The following is a 13405-nucleotide window of genomic DNA, read 5'->3' on the forward strand; positions in this document are numbered from 1 at the left end:
TGGTTGTGAATCAAGTGAGGTGAAAAATGGTATTATTTCAAGTAAGTATTTCTTAAATAGCGCGATTAGAGGTGAATAGGGATAGGTGAGCAGGAACCCAATTTGAAAATATAGTTCAAAAAATTGCAATTTTTTGAACTTATACCTTTAAAAAAGGTATCAATCTGTTATCTTGAATTCTTTGTTATATCAGTGTTATTTAAACAATTTTTTCGCTATAGCTTTTTTATTTTTCTTAATTTGGCGTTTATTTTTTAGCTTAAGTTTTTCCGCTGGAATACGTCTTAGATAATTAAGCTAAGTTAAGATTCTGAACTTTGAGTGATTTACTTTTAAAGAAGCTCGCGGTTATGGGTGTTGGTTTGCCCATTCTTCAATAAAACGGTAACAAAGATGCATTTTGAAAATCTAACCCCTTCACCTGCATCACTAATGCAGTCTTTACGTGATATTGGGTATTCAATTGAAACAGCATTAGCTGATGTAATTGATAATAGTATTACTGCTGAAGCGAGCGAAATTCATATAAGGTTTTTATGGAGTAATGCTAACCCTTGGTTAGCTATATCTGATAACGGTTATGGAATGTCTTATGATGAGCTGTTGTTAGCAATGAAGCTCGGAAGCTTAAATCCATTGAATGAAAGAAAAGAAACTGATTTAGGTCGATTTGGATTAGGCTTAAAAACTGCTTCTTTTTCTCAATGCAGACAACTCACGGTCATCTCTAAAAAGCACGATATAATCTCTGCAATGGAGTGGGACTTAGATCTAATCACAGAAAGCTCTGATCATGGTTGGAAACTCAAAGTACTAAATAAGGATGAAATAAAACGACTCTGTGAAATAGATCACGTATTATCTGATTTGTCTTGTCAAAATTCAGGAACCATAATTCTTTGGCGTAAGTTAGATAGAGTTGAAACTTTTGACTCTCCAGTAATTAGAGAAAAAAAACTTAACTTCTTAATCGACAGTGCAAGAAAGCATTTAGAACTAACTTTTCATCGTTTTTTAAACGCTGGCTCAGGAAAAAAATCAGTAAAGATCTTCCTTAATGGGGATTTACTGGAAGGTACTGATCCCTTTCATACTTCGAATAATGCGACTTTAGAATTACCAGTTCAATCAATTTATGTTGACTCTAAAGAAATCACCGTTCAACCATTTGTTCTTCCTCATTACACCAAAGTATCGGCTCAAGAGTATGAAAAGTATGCAGGCGAAGAAGGTTATTTACATAACCAAGGTTTTTATGTTTACCGCAACAAGCGGTTAATAATCAAAAGCACATGGTTTAGGCTCTTACCAAAAGAAGAGTTAACTAAGTTAATACGGGTTAGGGTTGATATCCCAAATTCTCTTGATCACATCTGGAAAATTGATGTAAAAAAATCTAATGCTAGTCCACCTGAAGCTGTAAGAAGAGGCTTAAAGCAAATTATTTCAGAAGTTGAATATTCAGGGAAAAAAGTATTCAAACAAAAAGGCCATAGACTTCAATCAAAAATACTAGAACCATTCTGGGATAGGACTATTGCGTCAGGAAAAGTATCTTACGAAATAAGAAAAATTCATCCACTTATCGAGTTATTTAAAGAGAAATTAAGTGATGATGCTAAAAATGATTTTGAAAATATTCTAAAATCGGTCGAATCGTCATTTCCTTCAGATCTATATTTCAATGACTTCGCGAATTCTCCTGAAAATATAGCTCCCCCTTCAATATCAGATGAAGAGTTGAAATCAATAATTAGTTTATTCCTACCTATTTATAGTCCTCTGTGCTCATCAAAAGATCAGTTAGGTGAAAAGTTAATACAAATTGAACCGATGGCCTCAAATTCGAACCAAACCCTGAAAGTATTAGAATCAATGGAATTACAACCATGAAAGACTTAACGACATTTGAATTGGCATGCCAAAATATCTTAATGGCAATGCAGGATAGTGATGACAGCTCTTTTCAATTGGATAGATCAAGTATAGTGAAGGCTGTAGAAGCCCAAGCTCAAGTTATGAGGCTTACTTCTAATATTGATATTTCTGAGCAAGATATCGAGCTAACAGTTGCAAAGCTTGAAGAAAGGTTCGATATATCCATGACGCTAGGGGTTGTTTTCAAAGCTGATAACTACAAACCTTGGCTGCACGAAAGAAGGGGGGATATAAATTGGTTTTATTGGGGGAGATATAAAAAGCACTTAATTAATTCAGGTTTTCCACCTAAAGTCGTTACCCAGTTAGATCTTGTTACGGATAAAATTCTAGATCATCTGGAATACCCTGAAAAAGAAGGTGATTGGACTAGAAAAGGTTTAGTCGTCGGGCACGTGCAATCTGGAAAGACTGCTAATTACACCGCTGTTATCAATAAGGCTGCGGATGCTGGTTATAAAGTTATCATTGTGTTAGCTGGAATATTGAGTGCACTAAGAAGTCAGACACAAGAAAGGATTGATGAGGGCTTTAGAGGGGTTGATAGCTCTAAGCAATTAAATGATATACCGCTAAAAGATAGGCTTGTTGGTGTTGGTCAGTATTCTCATGAAAATGTACCTATTTCATTTACCACAACTGTACATGATTTTAAAAACAGTATTGCCAAACAAATAGGCTCAACATTAGATAACTTCAATCAGCCTGTTGTGCTAGTTATCAAAAAGAACAAAGCAATATTGCAAAATCTAATAAGCTGGTTGAAAAACAATAATCTCAGCTTAGATCAACTTCCGTTTTTATTAGTCGATGATGAAGCAGACCATGCATCGATAAATACAAATAAAGAAGATACTGATGCGACTGCAATCAATAGCAAAATTAGAGAATTACTAAAACTATTTCGTCAAAATATGTATCTCGGTTATACAGCTACACCATTTGCAAACATCTTTATAGATCCTGATAACAGTGATGAGATGATCGGAGATGAATTGTTCCCGAGAGATTTTATTATTAGTTTGGATGCCCCCTCAAATTATGTCGGCTCCCGTAGAATCTTCAGTTCAGATAAAGATCTTGAAATCGTTAGACCAATTTTTGATTACGAAGATTTACTTCACCCTTCTCATAAGAAAGAGCATGTACCTGAAGCTTTACCTAGATCATTAAAGGAAGCAATAAGAGCTTTTGTATTGATTCGTGCAATTAGAATACTAAGGGGGCAAGAGTTTAAACATAACTCTATGCTTATAAATGTTAGTCGATTTACTGATGTGCAAAGCCACATAAAACTATTAGTTCACGATTACCTTGATGAACTAAGAATACATACAATCAATCATTATCAATTAGCCGAAAATATAGCTTTAAATGACCCATCACTTAGCAATTTAAAATCTACTTTTGATAAAGAGTTTGTAAGCTTGGAATTCAAATGGGTAGAAGTTCAAGCTGTTCTTAAAAGAGCTATATCACCGATCGAAACAATTGAAGTAAATGCGTCTAAAAGCTCAGAACCTTTAGATTACAGCAAAGGCAATTACCCTAATGGGCGCAGCATTATAGCTGTTGGAGGATTGAGTTTATCAAGAGGGCTTACTTTAGAGGGGCTGACAGTGAGTTACTTCATTAGAAATACTCAAATGTATGATACTTTGATGCAAATGGGGCGCTGGTTTGGTTATCGTGATGGCTATGCAGAGTTGTGCCGGTTATATATGCCTTCTGAAGCAATTTCTTGGTATGAACATATCTCAGATGTCACTGAGGAATTAAGGGATGAGTTCAAAAGGATGGAAAATGCCAAACTTACTCCAGAGGAGTTTGGCTTGTGTGTTAGGAGTCATCCAGAGTCATTAATAGTTACCGCAAGAAATAAAATGCGGTCAGGTTCTAAAGTTCTAAGACAAATAAGTCTTTTGGGAAGAAGCGTTGAAACCACGGTTTTAGGGACTTCTTCGAGTTTTTTAGACACTAACAAAAATGCGCTAAAATCATTAATTCAATATCTCTTACAGACTAATACACATACAGAAAATTCAGGTAGTAATTATTTATTTAAAAAACTTGATGACCAACCTGTGAGACGTTTTATCGATACTTACTTAAATCATCCAGCTTCTATCATGACGGAAGCGAAACCAATTCTGGATTATATAAATAAAATTAATTGTGATTGGGATATTCAACTAATTAGCAACTCTAAACCGCATGTTCTAAGCAAAGCTTTTACTGTTGATAGTATTATTATGCACCCTCTGATGCGTACTGTTACAAAATACAAAGATACGAGTTCAGCTATAACATCTAGTAAAAAGCGCTTTAGTTCACCGTCTTGGGAGCGAGCAGGTATAGATAAAGAAATTATTGAATCCCACTTAGATAGAATGGAAAAATCAAAGTCTTTAACAGGTAAAATTTTAAGGCAACTGAGAACTAGACCTCTACTTACCGTTTATTTATTAGATTGCCAAATTGCAGGCTCAGGCGAGCCAGCTGCTACTCAAACAGTGGTTGGCTGGAGTATAAGTTTTCCTGGTGAAGCAGGCTCTCGTAAACCTGAAAATTTAGTCGAATATGTTGTTAATACTACTTGGTGGAATCAAGAGTTTGGTGAATTGCTTGATGAAGAGGATGATTTCGAAAATGATTAATCCTTGGGAAAGCATAAAAACTCCAGCAACGGACTTATCTGCTAGACGAATAGATCATAAGCACCCATTAGATATTTTTTGGGCTAAGGATCGATTAGGCAGATATTTATTTGTTTGTAAATTAACTGATGAATGTAAATTACCATCTAAATATCCGTCTCTATTTGGCATAGAGATAACCTCTATATCAGAAACTAAACAATTAGTTTTGAGCCTTAAAAACCCTAGTGACTGGGAGCTATTTTTTTCCTTATGTAACGATATCATTTCTGCCACAAGGATTTTGGCACCAGCAGCAGTGGTTCCGGTTATTTTTAGAAGAATAGAGCGTTGGAGAGAGTTTTTAAAGAAAGATAAAGTAAAACTGCTTGCTGAAAGAACGATTAAAGGGCTGATTGGTGAATTGGTTTATTTGAATCTTCATTTGGCAAAGAAGTATGGTATTTCGCAAGCTATTGATTTTTGGACTGGGCCAGAAGGAAGTCCACAGGATTTTAATGTTAAAAATGTTGCTATCGAAGTTAAGTGCCAGATCGGTACGTCAGCCCCAAAAGTAAAAATATCTTCAGCTGAACAGTTATGTAGTCAGCTTGATGAGCTGTATTTGTTTGTTGTTACATTAGGTAGAACAGAACCCGAATCACAAGATTCAGTGTCGTTGCCATCTCTAATTTCAAATATTCAAACGACTTTAGAGGAAGAAGGCAATACACAGCAACTCGAACAGTTTCTGGATGCTTTATTGGAGATTGGTTATATTCACAATGAAGAGTACTTTAATTACAGTTATATCATTGCTTCAAAAAAGTTTTATGAAGTTACCGAAAACTTCCCAAGGATTACACTACTCGATATTCCGAACGGTATTGGTAATGTCACTTACGATTTAGAATTAACTAATTGTGAGCCTTTTTTAACTGATGAACCATGGGTATCCTTAGTATGAGCTTAGATTTATTTTACACAAATTTCATGCAAGAAATTTATAGTGAAGCTGAGTGTGGGAGTAAATTTAATGAACCTGCATTTGTTGAAAAAATTTGTGATTACTTAGTCGAGCAAGCAGTACTAGAGGACTATTCGATTTGTAGCTACAAAAAAGATTCTTTGGGATTAAAACTAGATGCTTGGTATCACAATGAAAGCAATGGAGTTCTTACACTTGTCGTTTCTCACTATAAAGATAGCCTAGAAACACTTACAACAACTGTAGCAAATCAAATCTCAAAGCGTGCAGTTCGCTTTTTTGAAAAAAGTCTTGATAGTAGTTTTTATCAAACTATGGAAGAAACCGATTTAGCTTATTCTTTGGTAAGGGAGATCTGTCTAAAATCATCTTCAATAAGTAGCGTCAAAATAATCATAATTACTAATTGTATAATTAGTAAATCATTAAAAAATATCGAATCTATTGAAAGTCACAATATTAATATCAGTTTCGATATTTGGGATATAGAGAGGTTCTACAGGATAGACTCCTCAAAGTTTGGTAAAGAAACTATAGAAATTGACTTTAAAGATGAATTTGGAAAATACCTTCCTTGCTTAAAGGCCTTTTCAGACACAGACAAATATCAGTCATACTTACTTGTACTTCCAGGGACACTTCTTGCTCAGCTTTATGATAAATACACTGAAAGGTTATTAGAGCAAAACGTGAGGACATTCTTGCAATTTAAAGGCAAAGTAAACAAGGGGATGAGGAATACTATTATTAATCAACCCAATATGTTTTTTGCCTACAATAATGGTTTGACTGCCACAGCAGAAGAAATTTCAATATTAGAACAACATGGTATTACTTTAATTTCAAAGCTAAAAAACCTACAAATAGTGAATGGGGGGCAAACTACAGCATCAATATATAACACTCTAAAGAAAGAAAAAGCTGATTTATCTAAGGTCTTTATTCAAGTTAAGTTGACGATTGTCCCTCCTGATTTTGTTGAATCAATTGTTCCTAAGATTTCAGAATTTGCAAATACTCAAAATAAAGTTAACGCCGCTGACTTTTTTTCAAATAGCCCATTTCATTGGAGATTTGAAGAACTTTCTAGACGGATATGGGCACCTTCACCTGAAGGTGGGTTACGAGAAACTCATTGGTTTTATGAAAGGGCTCGTGGTCAATACATGACTGCTAAAACAAAATTGACTCCAGCAGAACAAAGGAATTTTGAAAAGACTAACCCTAAACAACAAATGTTAACGAAAACAGATCTGGCTAAGTATTATAATTCTTGGGAAAAAATGCCACATGTTGTGAGCCTTGGAGCTCAAAAAAACTTCGGAAAATTTGCAGTTCTAATGACAGAGCAGTGGGATAAAGATGAAAAACAATTTAATGAAATGTTTTTTAAAGAATCAATAGCCAAGGCGATCCTTTTTAAAGAATTAGATAAAAAAATTATGAAGCAGCCGTGGTACGGTGGTTATAAGGCAAATATTGTAACATATACCATATCAAGGTTTAGGCATGAAATTGATTGTAAAAGAATGGCCCTTGACCTTATGAGTCTTTGGAAAAAGCAATCATTGCCAGAAGCAATTTTAGAAAACCTTATTGAGATAGCAGAAACTGTAAACGAAGTCATTAAATCAACTCCAATGCATGTTACTAATATTGGAGAATGGTGCAAGAAACCTGATTGCTGGGAAAGTTTGCTAAATACTAATATCACGCTAACCAATGCAGTAGAAAATTTACTTATTGATCGAAATGAAGTCATTCAGCAAAAAAAAGAGGCCGCTACAACTCAAAAGATAGATAACGGGATTGAGGCTCAAAAGTATATTATTGAAAAGACTCGCAACTACTGGAAAAAAATGCAAGATTGGAATAAAGCTTCATTTGTACTAAGTCACAAAGAAAAAAGCATACTAGATGTAGCGGCATCCATACCAATGAAAATTCCTTCTGAAAAGCAATCTCTCATGTTATTGGATATCGAAAAAAAAGCCCTCGAAGAAGGCTTTCACTATTCGTCTTAAGTATCTGTTATATGAACCCTAAAGTAACTATATATTTAGCAAAAACTTACTAATTAATTTAGCTATTTTGGCTGATAATAGTGGGGGGACTGCGTTACCTACTTGAACATATTGCTGAGTACGATTTCCAACAAAAAAATAATTATCTGGAAATGTTTGGATCCTTGCCGCCTCTCTGACTGTCAAGCTTCTGCACTGGAGAAAGTCAGGATGAATATAGTAATGTCCGTCTTTAGATATATGGCAAGTGATTGTAGTTGCTGGCAAGTTGTTAGGTTGTACTCTAAATCTATCTGCGAACTTGCCTGATTTGAAATTCTTATGGTTTGGTATTAATGCGTCAGGGAAATCACTAGCTCTAGGACTCAATCTTTCCCAATTATTGTCATATCCAACTTTTGCCCAAATACTACAATATAAATATCTTTGGAGATCTAGAGCTAGATGACCTCTTGTTTCATGATTGCAAACATAACGTCCTAGCTTTTTATCATAAAACCAACTCGATAATTCGCTATTCTTTATGGTACTTATCCTTTGGATCCCATGGTTTCTGCCTTGTTCCTCTTTAGGAATACCCATCTCAACTACAGCTGTTTCAAATGCGTCAGCAATTATTGATTGATCATGTTTTTTTAATGATGAAATTGTTTTTAATGCGTTGCTTTTTATTGATTTTAACCAATTTTCGCTAGTATTTTCCTCTTTGGATAAGCCGCTTCTGAGCTTAGGCAAGTCACATAAAACATCACTAACAGTGATCTTATTTTCACTGAGAGCAAGGGTTTCATTTTTCCATAAGTCAGCGATATCTTCTCTGATACCAAGAAGAATCACCCTATGGCGACGTTGAGGTATTCCATAGTTTTCACCAGCAATAACATAATCTTTGGGTTGCAGCTCGTTATCATCATCTTTAGTGGCTACGAAAGAAACTATTTTATATCTATGGCTTTTGTGAACTAAAGGCTGAAGAGAAACTGACTCTGACGGATTCTCTAGATCCTTGAAAATTGATTTATGTATTAACTTCCCATTCACTTTTGCGGACAACATACCTTTTACGTTTTCCATAACAAAAATTAATGGTTGAAATAAAGATAAGACTTTCAAATACTCTTTATAAAGGAAGTTACGATGATCTAAGGTAGGATCATACTTTTGATTGGACTTATTTCTAGCTACGCCTGCAACAGAATATGCTTGGCAAGGTGGGCCTCCAATTAATACGCATTCGTCATCACCTAGAGATTGTGATATTGCAGAATAGATAGCTTCATCATCTTTTCCGAGTTCTAAGTTTAATGCTTCTCTGTTTGCGGCTTCAACTTGAGCTTTAAATTTTGGAAGTTTATAAAGTTGCTCTTCTGGTGACTTTCCTAGTTTGCCTTTTAGAAAGTCATAATACTCCTTTGGTGCATCATCAAACTGCCTGTAAAATGCTCTAAGTTTTAGAGTTCGGTATGCACTAGGCTCTTTTTCAATAGATGAGATCAATTTAAAAACTCTAGAACCTTCATCATTTTTGATTGAGGAGAAGCCCTCTCCAAGTCCTCCAGGGCCTGAGAATAGGTCAATTACTTTTATTGGTTTGTTCATTTACTTTGATTACAATCGTTCAATGAAGATTATAATATCAATTTTTAGAATAAATAATGCAGTTTTTCGCTTTGTTCTTATTGTTGGAGGGCTTTTTTCGATTGTTTGAGTATTTCGGCTAAATGAATAAGCTATTTCCCTACCTTGTCAGAATAGTTGTCTTTGATTTTAAGGTAAAGTAGGAGACAGGATGTCAACTTCCTCTATTGCAATATCTTTTGGTTTCATTGTTCATTTTAAACGTTCGAGACAGCAACTGAACGCATCACACAGTGCATTTTAATTGTACACAAAGACCAAGCGTTGTTCGACACAGCCTATGCATTAAGGAATATTAATAGAGTTTGTGAGGGGCTATATGTAATTTTACGTTGTATGAGGAATGCAAAGTCAACCAAAGTAATAATTTTGACTGATTTTTATAGCTAAATCAATGTTTGATAGTTTTGAACTCAAATAGTCTTGAAAAAAAATAGATTCATGATAATTTGGCTCTTTGGATGAGTGCTATCAAGTAACTTACTTATTTTTTTAGCAAATAATTATGGAAAATTATGAGCTGTATTCTCCTAGCTATCATAGGCTCAAGCCCACAAGTTTTAACTGAAACTTTATACGGTATCTATAAGTCTGGTAAACCTTACCCACAAAAAGTCATTGTTGTAACTACCAAAAGTTGTAAGTCTAAACTCGAGGCAGGTTTATTCATTAATAATAAGCTCGCTCAATTAGAGCAAGAGTATTCATTACCTTCTTTAAATTCAAATGATATAGATATTCAAATTATTACTGATAAACATGGTAATGAAATTTTTGATGCTAAGTCTATTGAAGATCAAGCAACTATGGCTAATTTCATCACTGGTAAAGTGTATGAACTTACCGAAGATGAAGGAAATTCAATTCATGCGTCAATCGCAGGTGGACGTAAGACGATGGCTTTCTATTTAGGCTATGCAATGTCTCTTTTTGGACGTTCACAAGATACGCTAAGTCATGTATTTGTTAATGATGAATTTGAATTTAATGATGAGTTTTGGTTTCCTACTATTTCATCAAATGAAATTCCAAACAACAAGAAAAAAGAAGAAATTTTAAATACTCGTGATGCTGTAATAACGTTAGCAGAGATTCCATTCGTGAGAATGAGGCAGCTTGTACCTAAACAGCTGATTCAATCGTTACAAAATACGTCGTTTAGCAAAACAGTTGATACATATAATTCGATAGAATCTAATTCTTTATCAATAAAATTTAATTTCAAAGCTAGAAGGCTTTTAATCTCAGGAATACTTGTCAAGCTTACTGCTAAGGAGTGTGCATTTTATGCTTGGCTTGCTAGGAAGGGGGCGAAAGGGCTTGTTATTGATAGATATTTTGAAGATGAAGTCAGTTACAGTGAGGAGTTTTTAGAACTTTTTGAGGTACTCTCAAATGATAATAGAGTTTACTCTACATTTGGTCTCACTCCTGAGGACTTTAAGGAAAGACTAACTTCAAGCCTTAAGCCCATGGATAGACAATTTGTCCAAACTTGTAGGACGAATCTCAATCGTAAGCTTTTTAGTTTGTTCCCACCTAATATTGCTGAAAAAATCAGTATTAATTCCATTCAAGTGTCTGGTAAACAATCAACAGTTTACTTCTTAACAAATGATGTTTGTGATGCCTTGCTGGAAGGAAGTTCATAAGCTTATAAACTCCAATAGAGCAAATTAATTTGTAACTATTAAATTAGAGTTTCTTATTCGACTCTATTTCTCTGGGGGGAACTCCTCAGGTTCGGTAATAAAAACTTATAAATGGCTAAATACAGAACATGTAAATGGTATTTGGGCATAAAGCAATTTGATTTAAATATGAAACAATCAGTTCACCAACAGATTGTTTCGCTGACAAATATATTAGATGAGTTAATTCTTCCGGAGAGCTATCAATGTTTGATCCTAAAAAATTCACCACCCCAACAGCTAAACCACTTCCCGTCGTTCTACTTCTGGATGTCAGTTCTAGTATGTTCGGAGATAAAATCGAGAACCTTAACAAAGCCGTCAAGGATATGCTGGACACTTTTAAGCAGGAAGAAAAAATGGAGACTGAGACTCTTGTTTCCGTTATCACTTTTGGTAGTCAGGTTGAGCTATATGTTCCTTATACCAAGGCTTCTCACGTGCAGTGGCAAGATCTGCAGGCCAACGGAATGACGCCGATGGGAACCGCCCTTAAAATGGCTAAGGCCATGATCGAGGATAAGGAGACCACTCCGTCTCGCGCTTACCGGCCAACCATCGTTCTTGTTTCAGACGGCCAGCCAAATGATAGTTGGGAAAGACCGCTGGAAGACTTCATTTCAGAGGGACGCTCATCAAAATGTGACCGCATGGCGATGGCTATTGGACGTGATGCGGATGAGACTGTTCTGAAGCGTTTTATCGAGGGCACGCCCCACGACCTTTTCTATGCGGAAAACGGCGGGCAGCTGCATGAGTTTTTCCAGAGAGTGACCATGTCAGTGACCATGCGTACTAAGTCCAAGAATCCGAACGAGGTACCAGCATCTATTGAGCTTGACGAGAGCGCTAAATCAAATATTGCTGCGTCAATCTCTATTGAAAATGACGATCAAGGTTATTGGTAGGAGAACAAGATGGATAGGAATCAGGAGAATATGGATTTACCAACGCTTATAGCTAATGGCGCATCTGATGGAGAAGCTCAGGCTGATGCTTTAGCTGAAAAGATAAAGGTTACGCCAGAGGGGGCCAAAAATACTCGCGGTGTTATAGGTTCATTTATTCGCTCCTACAGAGATAAATCTCCTGAACTATCCAATAAGGCTTGGCTTTGTTTTGAGTTCGCTAAATATCCAGATATCTGGCGGACGGAAGAAGAGCTCGAACAAACAGCTGACGAGATTGTTGAGGAGGTGGCGGTTTTTAAATCATCTCAGCAAGAATTAGCTGAACACCACAGCAAAGGATTAAGCACAAACAACTGGTTGGCAGGAAAAATAGAGCAAGGTGCAACTGCTGTTGGTGTTACTAACATCGGAGCTTACGCTAAGGAAATTGAGTCAGCGATTGAGTCAGCAAACAAAGCAAACATTGATTTGCTTTACCGAAATGATGGCCAGCTGAACCAGCAGCTTAATTTGGATGGCTTTATTGCTGAACAACACCACGTTGATACCTTCAATCTTGATGCGGTAGCTAAAGGCAGTGAATATCGTGCCGAAGTATTACAACCCAAGCTTGGCGAGGCATATGGCAAAAATTCCGTGGATGTTGTTATTAGGAGTGGTGATGGAAAGATTGTACGTCGCTATCAGGCTAAGTATGGAGCCGACGCAGATGCGACTGATACGCTGCTTAAAAAAGGCGATTACCGTGGTCAGCGTAAGTTAGTTCCTGAAGGGCAGTCTGAAGATATTCCTGGTAGTACTGAAACAATCGAAATTGATGGAGTTGAATCGAAGCCTCTTTCTAAACAGGAGGCCAAAAAAAGGCAGCGCAAGGCCCAAGAAGAAGCTGAAGCCAAACAGTATGATTGGAACGAAGCAAGCAGTACCAATATTGTAAAAAATATCGGGAAAAAAGCTGGTGCTACGGCTCTTTTGTCTGTTGGGTTTCAAGGTGCTCGTATTCTCGGTCGGCGTTTCTGGAATGGAATAACAGGGAAAGAAAATAAGAGTGTAGAAGAAGACCTTCAAGAGTTTGTGCAAAGCTCTCTAAAATCGGCATCAACCTCGGGACTAACAGTCGCTGTAACTGGAGGCGTAACCGTAGCAGTTAAAAGCGGCTGGTTGGGTGATGTATTAAAAAATACACCAGCTGGAAAGATTGCTAATTCTGTTTGCATCGGAATCGAAAATGCGAAAATTCTATACAAATACGCAAAAGGAGAACTAACTGGAGAAGAAGCTTTGGATCAGGCTGGTAGTGCAACATGCAGCCTTGTTGGAGGTCTTGCTGGCGGAACGAAAGGTGCCAGCGTGGGAGCTGCCTTAGGAACAGCTCTTGGACCTGTTGGAACGGCTATTGGTGGCGTTGTCGGTGGTGTAGTAGGTGGAATTGCTGGAAGTACCTTTGGTGAAGCTATATATGAAGGCGGAAAGAAGATTGTGTCTACAGTCGTTGACTCCGCTAAATCGGTTGGTTCTGCAATAAGTAGTGGTGTTTCATCGTTCTGTCGTGGCGTATCTTCTCTATTAGGATTTTAAG

At 36.4% G+C, this 13405-nt stretch carries 8 protein-coding genes; 7 read left to right on the plus strand and 1 reads right to left on the minus strand.

Annotation, left to right across the window (positions count from 1 at the left end):
- Positions 1–393 precede the first annotated feature (393 nt).
- The 4 genes from E2H97_RS03635 to E2H97_RS03650 are packed head-to-tail and all read left to right on the plus strand — an operon-like array spanning position 394 to position 7586.
- Positions 394–1893 carry an ATP-binding protein gene (locus E2H97_RS03635; protein ID WP_133405872.1) on the plus strand — a complete coding sequence of 500 codons (1500 nt, stop codon included), beginning with the start codon at positions 394–396 and terminating at the stop codon, positions 1891–1893.
- Positions 1890–4595: a Z1 domain-containing protein gene (locus tag E2H97_RS03640; RefSeq protein WP_133405873.1), complete on the plus strand. Its 2706-nt coding sequence runs from the start codon at positions 1890–1892 to the stop codon at positions 4593–4595. Before E2H97_RS03635 ends, E2H97_RS03640 begins: the two co-directional genes overlap by 4 nt.
- The gene (locus E2H97_RS03645) at positions 4588–5541 is read left to right on the plus strand and encodes a PD-(D/E)XK motif protein (protein WP_170308241.1); all 954 of its coding nucleotides are present in this window, start codon (positions 4588–4590) and stop codon (positions 5539–5541) included. Before E2H97_RS03640 ends, E2H97_RS03645 begins: the two co-directional genes overlap by 8 nt.
- Positions 5538–7586 carry an AIPR family protein gene (locus tag E2H97_RS03650; protein WP_170308242.1) on the plus strand — a complete coding sequence of 683 codons (2049 nt, stop codon included), beginning with the start codon at positions 5538–5540 and terminating at the stop codon, positions 7584–7586. The genes E2H97_RS03645 and E2H97_RS03650 overlap by 4 nt, the downstream gene beginning before the upstream one ends.
- A gap of 27 nt (positions 7587–7613) precedes the next feature.
- Here E2H97_RS03650 and E2H97_RS03655 read toward each other — a convergent pair whose 3' ends face one another.
- Positions 7614–9185 (minus strand): DNA cytosine methyltransferase, encoded by a 1572-nt coding sequence (locus tag E2H97_RS03655; RefSeq protein WP_133405876.1) that lies wholly within the window; start codon positions 9183–9185, stop codon positions 7614–7616.
- Between the two features lie 554 nt (positions 9186–9739).
- Between E2H97_RS03655 and csm6 the strand changes: the two genes are divergently transcribed.
- From csm6 to E2H97_RS03670, 3 genes are all read left to right on the plus strand, one after another.
- On the plus strand, positions 9740–10876 hold the full coding sequence (gene csm6, locus E2H97_RS03660; protein WP_133405877.1) for a CRISPR-associated ring nuclease Csm6: 1137 nt from the start codon (positions 9740–9742) through the stop codon (positions 10874–10876).
- Between the two features lie 245 nt (positions 10877–11121).
- Entirely contained in the window at positions 11122–11823 is a 702-nt protein-coding gene (locus E2H97_RS03665) for a vWA domain-containing protein (protein WP_133405878.1), read from the plus strand.
- Between the two features lie 9 nt (positions 11824–11832).
- The gene (locus E2H97_RS03670) at positions 11833–13404 is read left to right on the plus strand and encodes a hypothetical protein (protein WP_133405879.1); all 1572 of its coding nucleotides are present in this window, start codon (positions 11833–11835) and stop codon (positions 13402–13404) included.
- Position 13405: the final 1 nt, after the last annotated feature.

It is taken from the genome of Parashewanella tropica (genome assembly GCF_004358445.1).
Taxonomy (GTDB): domain Bacteria; phylum Pseudomonadota; class Gammaproteobacteria; order Enterobacterales; family Shewanellaceae; genus Parashewanella; species Parashewanella tropica.

Excerpts from the sequence above, each read along its gene's own strand:
- E2H97_RS03640 (WP_133405873.1), top strand. The coding sequence starts at position 1,890 with ATGAAAGACTTAACGACATTTGAATTGGCATGCCAAAATATCTTAATG.
- E2H97_RS03665 (WP_133405878.1), top strand. The coding sequence starts at position 11,122 with ATGTTTGATCCTAAAAAATTCACCACCCCAACAGCTAAACCACTTCCC.
- E2H97_RS03655 (WP_133405876.1), bottom strand. The coding sequence starts at position 9,185 with ATGAACAAACCAATAAAAGTAATTGACCTATTCTCAGGCCCTGGAGGA.
- E2H97_RS03645 (WP_170308241.1), top strand. The coding sequence starts at position 4,588 with ATGATTAATCCTTGGGAAAGCATAAAAACTCCAGCAACGGACTTATCT.
- csm6 (WP_133405877.1), top strand. The coding sequence starts at position 9,740 with ATGAGCTGTATTCTCCTAGCTATCATAGGCTCAAGCCCACAAGTTTTA.
- E2H97_RS03650 (WP_170308242.1), top strand. The coding sequence starts at position 5,538 with ATGAGCTTAGATTTATTTTACACAAATTTCATGCAAGAAATTTATAGT.
- E2H97_RS03670 (WP_133405879.1), top strand. The coding sequence starts at position 11,833 with ATGGATAGGAATCAGGAGAATATGGATTTACCAACGCTTATAGCTAAT.
- E2H97_RS03635 (WP_133405872.1), top strand. The coding sequence starts at position 394 with ATGCATTTTGAAAATCTAACCCCTTCACCTGCATCACTAATGCAGTCT.